We start from the raw sequence: 18,301 nt of genomic DNA on the forward strand, positions 1-18,301 counted from the left end.
AGTCAAATGTGTGCCGATATGGTTTTGCGCGGCATGTCGCCGCGAACACCGCAGCACTATAGGGGGCGGCAAAGAGGTGCCGCAGCGACCAGACCACCCAAATGTCTTTTTCCAGCAGATGGGCAGGGAGGCCCGACGTGTTGGCTGCCAAGTCGAGCGCCTCCAGGCATTTGGCGGCGGGAGAGCTGGAAGAACTCAGCCAAGGGTCACCAGGGTGCTGATCTCTTGGGCCATCCATGTCGGCAGTCGCGACCGCGCCGACGCGACTTCTTTCAGTTCGGACGGTGGCAGCTTGGCGCGCAGCTTCTGGATCGCTTCCCCTGCTTTTTCCGGGCCTAGCCAAGCCAGTGCCCGCACTACCTCGCCAGCAGCCCGCCCAGGAAAGATCAGTTGCCACATTGGTGCGTGTCGGAACTCGACCATCTGCGCGCCCAATTTCAAGCGGCGGCTGGGACCGGACGTGAGATAGACCGCTCGCATCGGCACCTGCGTAGTCAGGCCTAGCGCGTTGGCGGCGGCGGCACCGTACGACACGATGGTTTCCCCACGCTGGTTTGCCAAGCCTTCGACCATCTTGACGGCCGACGGTGCGCGGGTGCCGAAGCGGCTTTCGACGGGCAAGACATAGATGCCGCGACCGGCGCGCAATAGGGCGCCGCGCTGCACCAGACGGGACAATACTTGATCCACGGCTGCACGATTGCCTAGGTGCAACAGTTCTTTGGCGACCAAAGGCGTGCCCTCCGGCGCTCCGGCAGCGTGTTCCAAGACTTGTTTGGCGAGGGTCTGCATGGCGATATCTCCTGATTGGAAGAAGTATGAGGTAACTCCTGACACTTTTCAAGTCCTAAAGCTTGGGAGATAAAGTCGGCCAAGGTTGGCTCGGATGTAAACGGGAGTCTACGGTCGCGCGAGGCGGCATCCGCAAGCCGCAGGTGCGGCGATAGACGCGGAAGCTTGCTTGCCTACTTATTTAGCTGCTGATAGGCTCTGTGCCTATTATTTTAATCAAATAGGCCTTATGAGCCTTGCAGGATAGCCATAACTTGCCTATTATGATGGTCGTTAAGTGTATGTAAGCCCAAAATCATGAGCAATTTCGCCATTCCGTTGCATGTTTCCGAGCGTGTCGCCCAGCTAGGCCAGCGCATCCGCGTCGCGCGGATTCGTCGCGGCTGGTCAGTGGTGGACCTTGCCAGTAAAGCAGGGATCAACCGCAATACGCTCACGGCCCTGGAACTTGGCAAGCCCGGCACAGCCATCGGCGTCTGTTTCACCGTGCTGTGGGCGCTCGACCTGGAAAAATCTCTGGACGCTGTGGCCGATCCCGACACCGATGTTCACGGCAAGGCGCTCGAAGCTTCCCGTCGTCCCACCCGCGTGGGCAAGTCACGCAAGAGCGGCAACGAATATGACTTCTGAGCGCGAAGCCTACGTCTACGTCCAGCTCCCCGGCACCCTGAACACAGTGCCGGCGGCGCTGCTGAAAGTACAGACCTTGCCCGACGGCACGCAGATTGGGCGCTTTCGCTATGGCGATCGTTATCTCCAGCGTGCCGAAGCGGTTGCACTTGACCCGTACCGCCTGCCGCTGGATAAAACCGTCCATGAGTTCACCCAACTCAAGGGTATCCCCGGTGCTTTGCGTGATGCGAGCCCAGACGCTTGGGGACGGCGGGTCATCGAGCACAAGCTCGAACGTGCTGCGCGTGATCTACATGAAATCGACTATCTGCTGCATGGCCCGCAGGATGGCGCTGGCTATCTGAGCTTCGGCCTCAAGGCCGAACCACCCGCTCCCAAGCGGCAGTACAACCGCACCCATCAGCTCGCCGAACTGGTTGCTGCTGCGCAGGCTATCGAGGAAGGCAGGCCGGTACCGGCGCACCTGCTGGAACGGCTCGATCCCGGCACCAGCATGGGCGGTGCCCGACCCAAAGCCACCATCGAGGACGCGCAGTGTCTGTGGCTCGGCAAGTTTCCCGCCAAAGATGATCGCTGCAACTTGCAGCGCATCGAGTACGCCACTCTCGACCTCGCACGCCGCTGCGGCCTGAACGTCACGCAGGCACGCCTGCAGGCGGTCGGCGACAGCGATGTGTTGATGCTGCAGCGCTTCGATCGTGAACACACGGACAAGGGCTATCTGCGCTTTGGACTGGTCAGTGGACTCACGGTGCTCGACTGCGACGATAGCTATCTGAACCGTGAACGCTGGTCCTATCCGCTGCTGGCCGACAACCTGCGTCGCTGGTCCGACAAGCCCGAAGCCGATTGCGCTGAACTGTTCCGGCGCATGGTCTTCAACGCCGCAGTGACCAACAACGATGATCACCCGCGCAACCATGCGTTGCTGCGCCGCCCAAAGGGATGGCGCCTATCGCCCGCCTACGACTTGGTGCCCGCACCTGTGGTGAGCCTGGAGCGGCGCGACCTCGCACTGACCGTGGGCAATTACGGTCGCACGGCCAGTATCTACAATTTGCTATCGCAGTCAGGTCGCTTCGGGTTGTCAGCCGAAGAGGCCCGCAGGGAAATCGACCAGATCGTGGCAGTCGTGCGGCAATGGCGCGAGAGCTACTTCGCTTGTGGCGTGACTGCCCAAGATGTGGACTACATCGCTCCGGCCATCTTGCCTGAATGCTTCTTCTTTGAAGCAACGCCGGATCGTTGAAGCGCTGGTATGAGCGCCAAGTTCTCCGTAAATGACACTGAGCGGCAAGTTCGTGTCCTTGTGGGAGACGAATTGAGCGTAAAACATAACAATGAAAATTCGATCGCGAAATTTGCCATAATCTGCACCAAAGTAGGGAATTGTTCGCGTTTGACTTACTTTTGACCCAGGATGCCGGAAATTATTGAACAACCGGTTTACTCGGCAAACTATTGCCCGCTGTTGGATTTTAAAGATTGGAACACGCTCGCTATATAACGGTTGGTAACGAGAAGTCGTTGCTTTATACTTGTTCCTAGAAGGAATAACGTAAGATCCAGTGGCTTCGATGCCTTCCAGCTCCCGTCGATAGTTGACGATTGATGTGGGAAAGTAGTCGCCGAGCAAACTGAGTGCATCTCCCGCGCCAGTCAAAGCGCTTGTTTTTTGACGGTAAATATGACGGTAAAGTTAGATGGTCAACACAAACAAAGCTAGTATCCATAAGGGTTTTCAGGCCTCGGAAACAATTGAGTGGGAATAACTGAATAAAAGTGAGCGAGTAGTTTTGTGACTTACAGCATCAAAGAAATTTTTTACACGCTACAGGGCGAAGGCAATCATGCTGGTCGCCCTGCGGTTTTTTGTCGTTTTGCCGGTTGTAATTTGTGGACGGGCAGAGAAGAAGACCGGGCAACGGCGATTTGCCAGTTTTGCGATACCGATTTTGTCGGAACCGATGGCGAGCGCGGCGGCAAGTTTAAACAGGCGGCAGAGTTAGCCGCGACCATCAATAACTTATGGCCGCAAGACTATGCCGCAAGCAAATATGTCGTTTTCACAGGCGGCGAGCCTTTATTGCAGTTAGATACTGAATTAATCACCGCCATGCATGCAGTTGGTTTTGAAATCGCGATTGAAACCAATGGCACACTGCCAGTTCCAGAAGGCGTCGATTGGATTTGTGTCAGCCCTAAAATGGGTGCTGAACTGCTGGTACGCAAAGGCAATGAGCTCAAAGTCGTGATCCCGCAACTGGGACAAAATATGCAGGCATATGCAGCATTAGATTTTCAGCATTACTTTGTGCAAGCGATGGACGGCCCGCAACAAGCCAAGAATTTGAAAATCGCTGTCGAATTCTGCAAGCAACATCCGCATTGGAAGCTCAGTTTACAAACCCACAAACTTCTTCAAATACCGTAATTTTTGTCATCTTCAGTTATCTTAGTTTAGGCCTTACATGCTCACCATCACAAGAAAAGTCGAATTCGATACCGGACATCGGATTCCTGATCACAATAGTCAATGCCGTAATTTACATGGGCATCGTTACACTTTGCTCATCACATTGACCGGTGAAGTCGTGGAAAAAGATGGTGAGTCCGACAATGGCATGATTATGGATTTTAGCGACATTAAAGCGCTGGCAAATCAATACTTGGTCGATCTCTGGGATCACGCATTTATCGTGTACGAAAAAGATACCGTTGTCAGACAGTTTTTGGAAAGTATGCCCAATCACAAAACTGTGGTCATTGATCGCGTCCCGACCGTAGAGAATCTGGCGAAAATCGCTTTTGACATCCTCAAAGATGTCTATCATGATCGTTACGGGCGTACTTTATCGCTCACCAAAGTAACGCTCTACGAAACACCCAATTGCTGGGCCGAGATTGACGGCTAAGCCAAATTCACACACTGCTCATTTCTCGTGACCTCGATCCTAACTGCCAGCGCGCAAGCAAGCAGTGACGCTGATTTTATGCAACTCGCATTAATTCAGGCGCAAGTTGCCTGGGATTTGGGCGAAGTGCCAGTTGGTGCCGTATTGGTCAAAGACGGTGAAGTCATCTCTGTCGGTTACAACCATCCAATCGGCAAACACGATCCGACCGCACATGCAGAAATCATGGCTTTACGCGCTGGTGCCCAGATTTTGGGTAATTATCGGCTGCCAGGTTGCGAGCTCTATGTCACCTTAGAGCCCTGCGTCATGTGCGCTGGTGCCATGATGCATGCACGCCTGGCGCGAGTCATTTTTGGTGCTAGCGATCTAAAAACCGGTGCTTGCGGCTCGGTACTGAATTTGTTCGAGCAAGAAAAACTCAATCACCATACCAGCGTTACTGGCGGGGTAATGGCAGACAATTGCAGTAACTTACTTAAAGATTTTTTTGCCAGCCGAAGAGCCGCTCAGAAGAAAACGCCTGTGATTGATGCTTAAGATCGAGGACTAAGATTAGTTCAGTGAATTGCTTCGGTGAAATGTGATGTGAATAGATATACTCGTGGTAAGTATATATCGATTGTCCATATAATCATTGGGCATTAGGGCATATTTTCTATAAAAGAAGGGGAGTATAGAATATTTGTTGTGATGTTTATTGCCCGAAAATAGATCGGTAGATCGCCTCTCAAACTGCTTGAAACTCTAATGTTTGCTCTGCTTCCGATCAGAACTTTATGCTATATCCCAACCAGAATTTTGATTAGAATTCCAACGTCGACTCTAATTCCCATCAACTGATTCCTATCAACTGATCGTCAGACAGGTAGATTTATCGCATATGACTATTTTTACTCGCAAAAACAATTCGGACTCCAAGCAAGATTCACGCAAACCAGGCATTGCTATTGTCGCTGCCAGTGGTTGCGCTATTGATGAGCCAGGCGTAGAGCGTGGCTTGCAAGTCTTGCGAGATCGCGGATTTGAGGTTTATAACTACTACCAGCCGGATAAAAAATTCCAGCGTTTTGGTGGTACTGATCCTCAACGCGCAGCGCAATTGCATGACGCGGCTGACAATCCTGATGTCGATATCATCATGGCCTTGCGTGGTAGTTACGGCTTATCGCGTCTGCTGCCACATCTGGATTATAAAAAATTAGTCGCCAGTAGAAAATGCTTTGTTGGCTATAGCGATTTTAATGCGCTGCATCTGGCTTTGCTATCGCAATGTCATCAAGCGAGTATTTCTGGCCCGATGTTGTGTGATGATTTTAGTCGTGAAGATCTGAGTGAATTTACTCTGCAGAGCTTTTTTAATTGCATCAAAAATACGCATCATCATGTTGAGTTTGATACCAGTGCTTCGCCAGAATGTGATGTGGCAGGGACGCTGTGGGGTGGAAATTTAGCAATGCTGACGCATCTGGTCGCTACGCCGTATTTCCCCAAAATCGACAATGGTATTTTATTCGTAGAAGATATCGCAGAGCACCCTTATCGGGTAGAACGCATGATGTTGCAACTGCATTTTGCTGGTGTATTGGAACAGCAATCTGCGATTGTATTTGGCGATTTTTCTGGATACAAATTAGCCGCGCATGACAATGGCTACAACTTTAAACAAATGATTCAATTTCTGCGCGAAACCGTAAAGGTGCCCATCATCACGGGATTGCCGTTTGGTCATATCAAAGACAAAGCGTCGTTAGTGATTGGCAGCCAGGCCAGTCTATTGTGCCAGCGGGGCAAGGTCAGACTTGAGATGCACTATGAGTTTTAGCATTGACTTTCGCTTTGATCGTAAATACTGCTGGTAAGTATATTTTAATCGTCTAGGTGAATTATGAGCCGGTGACGATATTTGGAGAAAATATAGGGGAGTATATTGATTCCTTTGATTTTCTCAGTCGTGGAAATTTAAAAATACACCAGATAAAGAGAAAGAGAAGTCTGAGAACTCCAAAGCAATAAAAAAGCCGTCAAATGTTTGACGGCTTTTTCTTTAAGCAAAAGGCTTTTTAATCCCCTGCGTAAATATCGTTATCTTTTGTTTCTTTCACAAACAAGACGCCGATTACGAATGTGATTAAAGCGAAGATGATCGGGTACCACAGACCGTAGTAAATATCACCTTTATAAGCTACCAGAGCAAATGCGGTGGTCGGCAATAAACCGCCAAACCAGCCGTTACCAATGTGGTAAGGCAATGACATCGATGTGTAACGAATACGGGTTGGGAACATCTCTACCAGCATCGCTGCAATCGGACCGTATACCATCGTCACATACAGCACCAAAATAGTCAGCAGCAACAAGACCATTGGATAGTTGATCTGGCTTGAATCTGCTTTTGGTGGATAGCCGGCTGCTTTGATTGCATCTGCAAATTCTTTAGAAAACGCTTTGTCTTTCGCAGCGGCTTCTTCTTTTGGCAGACCAGTGGAGCTATATGATTGGATGACTTTTTCACCTACTTTGACCGTGGCTGGCGTGCCTGGTGCTACTGCTTCGTTAGAGTAGTTAACCGATGCAGCAGCCAGTTTTGCTTTCACGATATCGCAAGAGGACGTGAATTTTTTCGTACCAGTAGGATTAAACTGGAATTGGCAATCAGCAGGATCAGCACTCACGACGACTGGTGCATTTTTCAATGCTGCTTCTAAAGCAGGATTCGCATAATGCGTGATACCGCTAAAGATAGGGAAGTAAGTCAACGCAGCAATCAGGCAACCCGCGAGGATAATCGGCTTACGACCAATTTTGTCTGACAAAGTACCAAACACCAGGAAGAACGGTGTGCCGATCAACAGCGCCGCAGCAATCAAAATATTTGCCGTAGGACCATCTACTTTTAAGGTTTGTTGCAAAAAGAACAGAGCATAGAATTGGCCTGTGTACCAAACTACGGCTTGACCCATGGTTAAACCCAGCAAGGCCAGAATCACAATTTTCATGTTTTTCCATTGACCGAATGCTTCTGTCAGAGGTGCTTTTGAAGTTTTGCCTTCTGCTTTCATTTTGGCAAAAGCAGGAGACTCGTTCATGGATAAGCGTATCCAGACTGAAACACCCAGCAGGACTACTGACACCAGGAATGGAATACGCCAGCCCCAGGCAGCAAATGCTTCTTCACCGATGGCTGTGCGTGTACCCAAGATCACCAGTAAAGACAGGAATAAACCCAGCGTCGCTGTTGTTTGGATCCAGGCAGTAAATGCACCGCGCTTACCGTGTGGCGCATGCTCTGCTACATAAGTCGCCGCACCGCCGTATTCGCCGCCAAGTGCCAGACCTTGCAGAATCCGCAAAGTAATCAGGATTACCGGTGCTGCCAGTCCTATTGTTTCGTAATTAGGTAGCAAACCGACGAAGAAGGTCGAGCCACCCATGATCAGGATCGTGACCAAGAAGGTATATTTACGACCAATCATATCGCCAAGACGGCCAAACACTAATGCGCCAAAAGGTCGAACGATAAAGCCCGCTGCAAAAGCCAGCAAAGCAAAAATAAATGCGGTATTTGGATCGGTGCCTGCAAAGAACTGTTTTGCAATGATGGCTGCGAGTGAGCCATACAGATAAAAGTCATACCATTCAAATACAGTACCGAGGGAAGACGCGAAAATTACTTTACGCTCTTCAGCCGTCATACTGCCTGACGCTACTGGTGCTGTCGCCATGCTTGTCTCCTGTTTTATTTTAAAGTTGTAAGCAAAAACCAGCTTTATGGAATAGAAAATTTATAAAGCTTACTTTTAGCGTGGTTGAGTGTGCAGTCTGAAACTTACGGCATGCTTTCTTGAAACTTACAGAACCTTACGAAGAAGGGGATGAGGACGACAAGGATGAATTTGTATTCACCAGTTTATAAGGTGAATTTGTGTGGTTTTACCTGCTCAAAATAAGTTAAAATTTTTGCGAACGGTCGTACTAAAAATATGCTATTCTCGTATTCAGTTATTTTTACGAGACGCTTTTGTACCTGGCTTGGTACCGAATTTGGCTAACAATCGGGCGCATAATGATGTCCCGTTATCGATTGTAAAATCGCTTTTAAAGTCAGTTTTAAAATCCGTTTTAAAGTTAGCAGAAACGTCCAGAATATTAAGTATGTCCAGTTTGTAGCAATGATCGATTTACCCAAATTAAAAAAATTACCTAATTAGGAGACTCACATGACTGATGCAGTTATCGTATCCACCGCACGTACCGGCCTGGCAAAATCCTGGAAAGGTGCTTTCAATATGACGCATGGCGCCACGATGGGTGGTCATGTCCTCAGTGCCGCGATTGAACGCGCTAAGATTGAAGCTGGCGAGGTAGAAGACGTCATCATGGGATGCGCCACACCGGAAGGCGCAACTGGCAGCAATATAGCCCGCCAGATCGCATTGCGCGGCGGTTGCCCGGTCACGACTGCCGGTATGACAGTCAATCGTTTTTGTTCCTCTGGCTTGCAAACCATCGCTCTGGCAGCGCAGCGTATTATTGCCGGTGAGGGCGATGTTTATGCTGCTGGCGGCGTTGAGTCTATCTCTTGCGTACAGAACGAAGCTAATAAACACATGATCGTTGAGACCTGGTTGAAAGAGCACAAGCCAGAAGTTTACTGGCCAATGCTGCAGACGGCAGAAACCGTCGCCAAGCGTTACAACATCGGCCGCGATCGCCAGGATGAATACGGCGTGCAAAGTCAATTGCGTGCCGCCGCTGCACAAGCCGCTGGTTTATTTAATGCAGAAATCGTTCCGATGACGACCATCATGGGTGTGGCTGACAAAGCCACTGGTATGTTGGTCAGCAAAGAAGTCACGATCTCTTCTGATGAGGGTATTCGCGCAGATACGACGCTGGAAGCGGTATCTAAAATCCGCTCCGCAGTGCCAGGCGGCGTCATCTCCGCTGGTAACGCAAGTCAATTTTCTGACGGTGCCTCCGTCGCGATTTTGATGAACAGCAAATTAGCAGAAGCCAAAGGCCTGCAACCATTGGGAATTTTCCGTGGTTTTGCAATCGCAGGTTGCGAGCCAGATGAAATGGGTATCGGTCCAGTCTACGCGATTCCAAAATTATTGAAAAAAGCAGGTCTCAAAGTAGAAGACATCGGCCTGTGGGAATTGAACGAAGCCTTTGCCGTGCAAGTCTTGTATTGCGCAGACAAGCTTGGTATCCCAATGGATAAACTCAATGTCAATGGTGGTGCGATCGCGGTAGGTCACCCTTATGGCGTATCCGGTGCACGTTTGACTGGACATGCTTTGATCGAAGGCAAACGCCGTGGCGCAAAATTTGTTGTGGTAACCATGTGTATCGGTGGCGGTCAAGGCGCGGCTGGCTTGTTTGAAGTGGTGTAATTGCTAAGCGACTGATTAGCTTTACTATTCTTCAAGGTATAAAAATAGGACCTGCGCAAAATTGTCCCGGCAAGGCGTAGCGACGAAGATAGTACTTTAGTACAGCTAGGAGCTACAACGCAGCCGGGGCGGTTTTGTGTAAGTCCTAAAAAATAAAGACGAGCAAGACCGGCGTAACCTGTCTTGCTTTTTTTAAAAGGACGATCCGTCGTCCTGCCAACGTCCAATATCTGATATCCGATCCGCTATGCAATCAAAAATCATCCCCCGCCGCGACCTCGATTTTTTGCTGTATGAATGGCTGAATGTCGAATCCTTAAATCAGCGCGAACGTTTTGCTGATCACACCCGTGAAACCTTCAATGCTGCGCTCGATACCTGCGAGCAAATTGCCACTGAGTTATTCGCCCCGCATAATAAAAAGAACGATCAGAACGAGCCGCATTTTGATGGTGAAGTCGTACACATCATCCCTGAGGTAAAAACGGCGCTCAATGCATTTTGCGAAGCGGGTTTGATGGCCGCCGGACAAGATTTTGAACTGGGTGGCATGCAATTGCCCTGCGTAGTCGAGAAAGCAGGTTTTGCCTACTTTAAAGGTGCCAACGTTGGTACTTCTTCATATCCATTTCTGACGATTGGCAATGCCAATACCTTGATGAAATGCGGTACGCCAGAGCAAATTGAACTTTTCGCCAAGCCGATGTTGGAAGGCCGCTTCTTTGGCACGATGTGTTTGTCAGAGCCGCAGGCAGGGTCCAGTTTGTCCGATATTGTCACTCGCGCAGAACCTCAGGCCGATGGTAGTTATCGCCTGACTGGTAATAAGATGTGGATATCTGCTGGCGAGCATGAATTATCAGAAAATATTATCCATTTGGTACTCGCCAAAGTGCCGGACGAGAACGGCAAACTGATTCCAGGTGTTAAAGGGATTTCTCTTTTTATCGTCCCTAAAAAACTCGTCAATGCAGACGGTTCATTAGGTGAGCGCAATGACGTTGTGCTGGCTGGCTTAAACCATAAAATGGGCTATCGCGGCACCACCAATTGCCTGCTCAATTTTGGCGAAGGTAAGTTTAAGCCGGAAGGCAAAGCAGGCGCAATCGGCTATCTGGTCGGTACCGTGCACAAAGGTCTCGCTAATATGTTCCACATGATGAATGAGGCGCGCATTGGTGTTGGTCTAGGTGCCGTCATGCTGGGTTATACCGGTTATCTGCATTCACTGGATTATGCGCGAAACCGTCCGCAAGGGCGTAATCCGCAAGCCAAAGATCCTGCTACGGCGCAACTGCCTATCATTCAACATACCGATGTCAAACGGATGTTGCTGGCGCAAAAAGCGTATGTCGAAGGTGGGCTGGCACTGAATTTATATTGCGCTCGTTTAGTAGATGAAGAACGCAGCGCGACAAATCCTGCCGCCCGTGCCAATGCTTTATTGTTGCTGGATATTTTGACGCCAATCGCTAAGTCCTGGCCTTCACAATGGTGTCTGGAAGCGAACAATCTGGCGATTCAAATCCACGGCGGATATGGTTATACGCGTGAATACAACGTGGAGCAGTTCTATCGCGACAACCGCTTAAATCCTATCCATGAGGGAACGCACGGCATACAAGGTCTGGATTTGTTGGGGCGTAAAGTTGTTATGCAAGACGGCGCTGCATTGCAAGCGCTAGGTGTAGAGATGCAGGCGACGATTACACGCGCTGCCAGCCACCCGGAATTATCTGACTATGCCCAAGCCTTGTCGCTGGCTTTACGTCGCATTGCGATGGTCACACAGCAGTTATATGCTGCCGGTGATTTGAATAAAACACTGGCAAATGCGTCCCTTTATTTAGAGGTATTTGGCCACACCGTTGTCTCCTGGATTTGGCTGGAGCAAGCACTGTTGTCGGTTGGAAAAGAAACCCATCACGACGCCAATTTCTACGCAGGAAAACTGCAAGCCTGTAAATACTTTTATCAGTGGGAACTGCCAAAAGTCCATCAGCAATTAGATTTACTGGCGAGTCTGGATACGACGACTTTAGATATGCAAGACGCCTGGTTTTAAAAAAATTAGCTCAAAAACAGATTAAAAATAATCGGAGACAAAAATGAAAACAGTACGTACATCACAACAATTATTCGACCTCAAAGGTAAAACTGCTTTAATCACTGGCGGCTCTCGTGGTTTAGGTTTGCAAATGGCCGAGGCACTGGGTGAGCAGGGCGCCAAGTTGGTGCTGTCTTCACGCAAACAATCGGATCTGGACGAGGCGGTCGCGCATCTGAAAAGCAAAGGCATTGACGCTAGCGCGATTGCCGCTGATTTGGGTAAAGACGGTACGGTAAAGCCGCTGGTCGATGAAGCATTGGCGCGACTCGGCCATATCGATATCCTCATCAATAATGCTGGTGCAACCTGGGGTGCCCCGGCCGAAGATTATCCGGTTGAGGCATGGGACAAGGTGATGAACCTCAACATCCGTAGCATTTTTCTGTTGTCGCAAGAAGTCGGCAAGCGCTCGATGATTCCTCGCAAATACGGTCGCATTATCAATGTCGCCTCGATTGCTGGTTTGGCGGGCAACGGACCCGGCACCATGCAGACGATTGCCTACAATACGTCCAAAGCGGCAGTCATCAATTTCACTCGCACTCTGGCCGGTGAATGGGGCGTACATGGCATTACTGTGAATGCCGTCGCACCGGGATTTTTCCCGTCCAAAATGACGAAAGGAATTCTGGAAAATCTAGGCGAGGAAAAACTCTCCAAAGACGCTCCGCTGCAACGCATCGGTGATGACGAAGATCTGAAAGGCGTTGCCTTATTGTTTGCCTCCGATGCAGGTAAACATATCACTGGTCAAACCTTGGCAGTCGATGGTGGAGTCTCCGCGGTTTAATGCGCGCAATTTGAAAACTGAGTCTGAAAACTGAATCTGAAAAGCGACTATTGAATGCAGTTCACAATCCAAACACAGTGACTCCATTTATTGCTGTGTTTTGTATTCTGCATTCCGATAATTCATTTTTAGAAATGCTCAGAGGGCTGCACTGTGACTGTGCTAAGTCCCGACAATATAACCGGAGATCAGCATGAGCTTGTCTACTACTGAGTCGAAAAAAATTGCAGAAGATCATTCACATGCCGGGACACAGGTTCAGGATGAATCTGCCAGCAATGGTGTTCCGATCCCGCAGCCTACTTCTGCACTCAATCCATTTCTGCATGATCTCGGAGTTGAATTTTTAGAGATGGACGGCGGTAACGCCAAACTCACTTTAGATTTAACCGAACGCCATATGAACAGCTGGCAAATCGTCCACGGCGGTGTGCTGATGACCATGCTGGATGTGGTGATGGCAATGGCCGGACGATCCTTGTGCGAAGATTTAAAAGGTGTAGTCACGGTAGAAATGAAAACGACTTTTCTGCAACCCGGCGGGATTACTGGCGGCCATATCGAAGCACGTGGTCATGCTTTCCATCGGTCAACGACCATGTGCTTCTGCGAAGGCGAAATCTGGAACGGTGACAAACTGGTGGCGAAGGCGATGGGCACGTTTAAATATTTACGCCGCTTGAAATCGGGTGAGAATATGAAGAAGCTCTATGGCAGCGATTGAGTGATTGAGTGAATGAGTGAATGAGTGAGTGATTTAGTTTTTCAAAATATCTGGTTAGCGAGTCAATCTGCATTGGTAAAACCCCTCTCCCGCCAGCGGGAGAGGGCGAGCTAATCGCTGATTTGACGCGCAATAGTTATTCGGATGCTGATGTTTAAATCGGTGAATTATAAATATACTGAGATGGGGTATTTTTAGTTGTCCATAGAATCATTGGACAATAAGCTATATTTTAATAAAATCGGGGGGAGTATGTGAATTTCCCCTTTATATTGATCTTATATTTTCTCGATTAACTTTACCAAAGTTCAACCAAAGTCAGACCAAAGGTATAAGCAAATAAAGTGTCAGCAGGTCCTAATAAATCCAACAGTAAAAACACAGAATGGAAACAGGAGACAGCATGCCCACAACAAAAAGAATACAAAGAACGCGTCAGAAATCATCAATCGCATCGGGTTTTACACTCGCGACGAAGTTACTTATCGGCGGACTCATGACTACAGCAATCAACACCGCAATCGCACAAACGGCTTTACCTGATCCAGCGAGCACCGATCCAAAAACGCTGGGCTGGATGCAAGGTTTTCCACCCGCGCCAGACAAAGTCGTTAAATTTAGTAACGGTAGTAACTACCAGTTTCCTCGCACCCGATGGTCGTTTTCGCATGGGCGTGAGTTAGGTCCAACAGCAAACGTCTGGCATGGCACGCTGGCTGCGTCCCCCTTGCCGCAAGCATTGGCGGATCTGGATAAAGTCTCTTTTGTTGATGACAAGGGCGCCAATGCGACCTGGGCCGATATGCTCAACAATACCTATACCGACAGCGTTTTGGTTATGCACAAAGGTCGTATCGTGTATGAGAAATACTTTGGTATCAGCAAACCGCAGTTGCCGCATATCGCTATGTCCGTGACTAAGTCTTTTGTCGGTACTTTGGCGGCAGCAATGGCGGTTGAAGGTAGCCTGGATTCTACTGCGCTGGTGACCAAATATCTGCCTGAATTAAAAGAGTCCGCTTATGGCGATGCTACAGTGCGTCAAGTCATGGATATGACGATTGGTGTGCAATATTCTGAGAATTATGCTGATCCTAAAGCCGAGATTTGGGATTACGCCAGAGCCGGTGGTTTGTTGCCGACAGCACCAACGTATGATGGTCCTAGAACCTTTTACGATTTTCTGGTTAAGCTGAAAAAAGAAGGTCAACACGACGATGCATTCGCCTATAAAACAGTAAATGCAGAAGTGCTGGCCTGGATCATCAAGCGTGCCAGTGGCAAATCGCTGGCGGATTTATTGTCTGAACGTATCTGGCAAAAATTAGGGGTCGAAAATGACGCCTATTTTGCGGTTGATAGCATCGGTACCGAGCAGGGCGGTGGTGGTCTCAATCTTGGCTTACGTGATATGGCTCGGTTTGGCGAGATGATGCGTTTGGACGGCAAGTTTAACGGACAGCAAATTATTCCTAAAGCTGCCATCGATGATATTCGCAAAGGTGGTGATCAGGCCAAATTTGCTAAAGCCGGTTACGCCACTATCCCCGGTTATTCGTATCGCAATATGTGGTGGATAGGACATAACAGCCACAAAACTTTTGAAGCACGCGGTATCCATGGTCAACGTATTTACATTGATCCAGTGGCCGAAATGGTCATCGTTAAATTTTCTTCTCACCCCATCGCTGCCAATGGCGCAAGTGACCCTATCACTTATCGCGCTTTTCAGGCAGTCGCTAACCAATTAATGAAATGAGATCAACATGAGCACAACAACTTACCAACGTATTGTCCTTGCATCCCGCCCAAAAGGGGAAGTTCAGTCAGATAACTTTCGTCTGGAGACAGTCCCTGTTCCAGAGATCAAAGACGGAGAAGTCTTAATCCGCAATCACTTTATGTCACTCGATCCGTATATGCGTGGCCGTATGGAAGAGTCGAAAAGCTACGCGGTTCCACAAGCCATTGGCGAGACCATGATCGGTGGCACCGTGGGCGAGATCGTCGCGAGTAAAAATCCTCAGTTTGCTGTCGGCGATAAAGTCGTTGGCATGTTGGGCTGGGCAGAGATGGGCGTATCCGACGGCATCATGTTGCGCAAAGTCGATACGACGCATATTCCGTTGTCGGCGTATCTCGGCTCTGTCGGTATGCCAGGGATGACCGCCTGGTACGGTCTAACACAAATCATTCATCCTAAAAAAGGTGAGACGGTCGTAGTCTCCGCAGCCAGTGGTGCAGTCGGTAGTGTGGTCGGCCAGTTAGCCAAACAAATGGGCTGTCGAGTTGTTGGTATCGCCGGTGGTGCAGAGAAGTGCGCTTATGTTGTGAACGAATTAGGCTTTGACGCCTGCGTCGATTACAAAGCCGGTAACTTAGAGGCCGACCTCGCAGCAGCGACGCCAGATGGTATTGACGGCGTGTTCGAAAACGTTGGCGGTGAAGTATTCGACGCTAGTCTGGCACGCATGAATCAATTTGGTCGTGTTGCCCTGTGTGGCATGATTGCCGGGTACAACGGTGAAGCAATTTCTATCCGTAACGCGCGTGTATTCTTGACCATGCGTGTGACTTTACGAGGCTTCATCGTATCGGAACATATCGAAATGTGGCCACAAGGCTTGAAAGAACTGGGCACTCTGGTTGCTACCGGCAAACTCAAATTCCGTGAATCGATTGCACCAGATTTGGCTGCCGCACCAGAGGCATTTATTGGTTTGCTGAAGGGTAAAAACTTTGGTAAGCAGTTGGTGAAGTTGGTGTAACTGGCCTAACGGATTTAATCAATTTTTCTGCCTCTCACATAAGCAGAGAGGCAGAAAACACAGCAGATTAGTAGAGTTACTGTTGTGCGTTGTGATTTGAAAAGTCAATTCCAATAGCCGCAAAAAGAGGTGTTCATGTCCGATATTATTTTCCATCACTATCCAGTTTCACCGTTTTCAGAAAAAATACGTCTGATCTTCGGGTTTAAAAATCTGAGTTGGAAGTCTGTGATGATTCCGTCCATCATGCCAAAACCAGATGTGGTCGCGTTGACTGGCGGTTATCGCCGTACGCCGATCATGCAAATCGGCGCAGATATTTATTGTGATACCGCCTTGATTGCTGACGTGCTGGAAACTCTCGCACCAACGCCGTCACTCTATCCAGAACCGATTGCTGGCTTGTCTAAAACACTGGCACATTGGGCAGATACCACCTTGTTCTGGACTGCGATTGCCTACACGTTTCAGCCCGCTGCGATGAGTGGCATTCTGGGCGATATCACGCCAGAACAGATGAAGGCGTTTGGTGCTGACCGTGCAGCGATGCGGGCCAATGCACCGCGTATGTCTCTGCCAGAGGCGACCGGACAATTGCAAGAGTATCTGCGTCGCTTGGATGCTATGTTGGCGGGTGGTCAAGCGTATTTACTCGGTGATCAGGCGAGCATCGCTGATTTTTCTGTGTATCACGCTTTGTGGTTTATCCGGCGTGTTCCCGCAGTGGCAGGGATTCTGGATGCGCATCCGCTTCTGCTTACATGGATGGATAAGATCGCTGCCTTTGGTCATGGGCAGTTTGAAAAAATGCGTAGTGCTGAGGCGATTGAACTCGCCAGTACATCTACGCCTGCTGCTGTCACGTCCAGTTTTGTTGATACTCACGGCATTGCGTTGGGTGAGCAAGTCACCATCATGCCTAACGATTACGCACTGGACCCGGTGCAGGGTGAGTTGGTGACATGCAGCGCCAATCAGTTAGCGGTACGACGTCACGATGATCGTGCTGGTAACGTGACTGTGCATTTTCCACGTGTAGGTTTCCAAATGAAACGCGTAACACCGGCTTGAGCTTTGAGCAAACTAAGTCTTAATTGATCCTTTTGCATTAATCGTTTTTCCCATAAAAATAGCTGGAGACACCCATGAAAAATTTTCAAAATAAAGTAGCCGTTATCACTGGTGGTGGTAGCGGATTTGGTCGTGAATTTGCGCTGATCGGTGCCAAGCTCGGTATGAAGCTGGTATTGGCCGATGTGCAGCAAGATGCATTGGATAAAGTCAAAGCAGAGCTGGAGGCAATCGGTGCACAAGTATTGACTATGCACTGTGATGTGCGGCATGCGGCAGAAGTGCAGGCTTTGGCCGACGCCACGATGGCACAATTTGGCGCTGTGCATTTAGTCTTCAATAATGCCGGTGTCGGTTCTGGTGGGCTGATCTGGGAAAACACCCAAGCCGACTGGGAATGGGTATTGGGCGTCAATTTATGGGGCGTGATCCATGGCGTGCGTATCTTCACACCGCTGATGCTGGAATGCGCAAAGACCGACCCAGATTATGAAGGTCATATCGTCAACACCGCCTCTATGGCAGGTTTGCTCAACGCACCGACCATGGGTGTGTACAACGTTTCCAAGCATGCTGTCGTATCTTTATCCGAAACCTTGTTCCAGGATTTAAGCCTGGTCGAAGCACCGATAAGCGCATCGGTCTTATGTCCTTATTTTGTTCCAACCGGTATCAGCCAGTCGCAACGTAATCGTCCCGACGACGTACAAGCGTCAGCGCCGACAGCCAGCCAAAAAGCCTCGCAAGCGATGTCGGATAAAGCAGTCTCTTCAGGTAAAGTCACTGCGGCAGAAGTTGCGGAAAAAACCTTCAAAGCGATTAGCGACGGCCAGTTCTACATCTACTCACATCCGGCCGCGCTGGGCAATGTGCAAGAGCGTATGGAAGATATCATTATGCAACGTAATCCAGGCGACCCATACAAAGCAGCACCACACATCCGCGATATGCTGCGCGCTAAGTTGAAATCAGCCTGATAGAAGTTCCCGATAGTTGACCTGAAGTCTGGCTTTGCAATCAAGCTCATTGCCAGACGGATGAGATATTAGAAGTGCAGAATAAGGCAAAGTAAACACCTGATAAACGCAATAGACATTCA

The 18,301-nt window shown here is 49.3% G+C and carries 16 protein-coding genes; 14 read left to right on the forward strand and 2 right to left on the reverse strand.

Annotation, left to right across the window (positions count from 1 at the left end):
- Window positions 1–195: 195 nt before the first annotated feature.
- The gene (locus AAKU64_RS01900) at window positions 196–792 is read right to left on the reverse strand and encodes a DUF6088 family protein (RefSeq protein ID WP_354334017.1); all 597 of its coding nucleotides are present in this window, start codon (window positions 790–792) and stop codon (window positions 196–198) included.
- Between the two features lie 297 nt (window positions 793–1,089).
- Here AAKU64_RS01900 and AAKU64_RS01905 point away from each other — a divergent pair, with 297 nt between their 5' ends.
- The 6 genes from AAKU64_RS01905 to ldcA all read left to right on the forward strand — a co-directional run bounded on the left by AAKU64_RS01905 (window position 1,090) and on the right by ldcA (window position 6,165).
- Window positions 1,090–1,422 carry a helix-turn-helix domain-containing protein gene (locus AAKU64_RS01905; protein WP_354361250.1) on the forward strand — a complete coding sequence of 111 codons (333 nt, stop codon included), beginning with the start codon at window positions 1,090–1,092 and terminating at the stop codon, window positions 1,420–1,422.
- Window positions 1,412–2,674 carry a type II toxin-antitoxin system HipA family toxin gene (locus AAKU64_RS01910; RefSeq protein ID WP_354361252.1) on the forward strand — a complete coding sequence of 421 codons (1,263 nt, stop codon included), beginning with the start codon at window positions 1,412–1,414 and terminating at the stop codon, window positions 2,672–2,674. The genes AAKU64_RS01905 and AAKU64_RS01910 overlap by 11 nt, the downstream gene beginning before the upstream one ends.
- A gap of 549 nt (window positions 2,675–3,223) precedes the next feature.
- The gene (gene queE / locus AAKU64_RS01915; RefSeq protein ID WP_354361254.1) at window positions 3,224–3,859 is read left to right on the forward strand and encodes a 7-carboxy-7-deazaguanine synthase; all 636 of its coding nucleotides are present in this window, start codon (window positions 3,224–3,226) and stop codon (window positions 3,857–3,859) included.
- 37 nt (window positions 3,860–3,896) lie between these two features.
- Window positions 3,897–4,340, forward strand: a complete 444-nt coding sequence (queD, locus tag AAKU64_RS01920) for a 6-carboxytetrahydropterin synthase QueD (protein WP_322118379.1) — start codon at window positions 3,897–3,899, stop codon at window positions 4,338–4,340.
- A gap of 27 nt (window positions 4,341–4,367) precedes the next feature.
- Window positions 4,368–4,880: a tRNA adenosine(34) deaminase TadA gene (gene tadA / locus AAKU64_RS01925; RefSeq protein WP_354334025.1), complete on the forward strand. Its 513-nt coding sequence runs from the start codon at window positions 4,368–4,370 to the stop codon at window positions 4,878–4,880.
- A gap of 343 nt (window positions 4,881–5,223) precedes the next feature.
- Entirely contained in the window at window positions 5,224–6,165 is a 942-nt protein-coding gene (gene ldcA, locus AAKU64_RS01930; protein WP_354334027.1) for a muramoyltetrapeptide carboxypeptidase, read from the forward strand.
- Between the two features lie 238 nt (window positions 6,166–6,403).
- Here the strand turns inward: ldcA and AAKU64_RS01935 are convergent, their stop codons facing one another.
- Window positions 6,404–8,065, reverse strand: a complete 1,662-nt coding sequence (locus AAKU64_RS01935; protein ID WP_354334028.1) for an MFS transporter — start codon at window positions 8,063–8,065, stop codon at window positions 6,404–6,406.
- A gap of 495 nt (window positions 8,066–8,560) precedes the next feature.
- Between AAKU64_RS01935 and AAKU64_RS01940 the strand changes: the two genes are divergently transcribed.
- From AAKU64_RS01940 to AAKU64_RS01975, 8 genes are all read left to right on the forward strand, one after another.
- Window positions 8,561–9,739 (forward strand): acetyl-CoA C-acyltransferase, encoded by a 1,179-nt coding sequence (locus AAKU64_RS01940; RefSeq protein WP_354334030.1) that lies wholly within the window; start codon window positions 8,561–8,563, stop codon window positions 9,737–9,739.
- Window positions 9,740–9,986: 247 nt separating this feature from the next.
- The gene (locus tag AAKU64_RS01945) at window positions 9,987–11,804 is read left to right on the forward strand and encodes an acyl-CoA dehydrogenase (RefSeq protein WP_354334032.1); all 1,818 of its coding nucleotides are present in this window, start codon (window positions 9,987–9,989) and stop codon (window positions 11,802–11,804) included.
- 43 nt (window positions 11,805–11,847) lie between these two features.
- Entirely contained in the window at window positions 11,848–12,639 is a 792-nt protein-coding gene (locus tag AAKU64_RS01950) for an SDR family oxidoreductase (RefSeq protein WP_354334033.1), read from the forward strand.
- Between the two features lie 193 nt (window positions 12,640–12,832).
- Window positions 12,833–13,363, forward strand: coding sequence for a PaaI family thioesterase (locus AAKU64_RS01955; RefSeq protein ID WP_354334035.1), 531 nt, complete (start codon window positions 12,833–12,835; stop codon window positions 13,361–13,363).
- Between the two features lie 496 nt (window positions 13,364–13,859).
- A complete protein-coding gene (locus AAKU64_RS01960; RefSeq protein ID WP_354334072.1) occupies window positions 13,860–15,122 on the forward strand; it encodes a serine hydrolase domain-containing protein in 1,263 nt (420 codons plus the stop codon).
- A gap of 7 nt (window positions 15,123–15,129) precedes the next feature.
- The gene (locus AAKU64_RS01965; RefSeq protein WP_354334037.1) at window positions 15,130–16,131 is read left to right on the forward strand and encodes an NADP-dependent oxidoreductase; all 1,002 of its coding nucleotides are present in this window, start codon (window positions 15,130–15,132) and stop codon (window positions 16,129–16,131) included.
- 135 nt (window positions 16,132–16,266) lie between these two features.
- Window positions 16,267–17,202: a glutathione S-transferase family protein gene (locus tag AAKU64_RS01970; RefSeq protein WP_354361256.1), complete on the forward strand. Its 936-nt coding sequence runs from the start codon at window positions 16,267–16,269 to the stop codon at window positions 17,200–17,202.
- A gap of 74 nt (window positions 17,203–17,276) precedes the next feature.
- Window positions 17,277–18,179: an SDR family oxidoreductase gene (locus AAKU64_RS01975; RefSeq protein ID WP_354361258.1), complete on the forward strand. Its 903-nt coding sequence runs from the start codon at window positions 17,277–17,279 to the stop codon at window positions 18,177–18,179.
- Window positions 18,180–18,301 lie beyond the last annotated feature (122 nt).

Origin of the sequence: Undibacterium sp. GrIS 1.8, assembly GCF_040544445.1 — a bacterium.
Classification (GTDB): domain Bacteria; phylum Pseudomonadota; class Gammaproteobacteria; order Burkholderiales; family Burkholderiaceae_D; genus Undibacterium.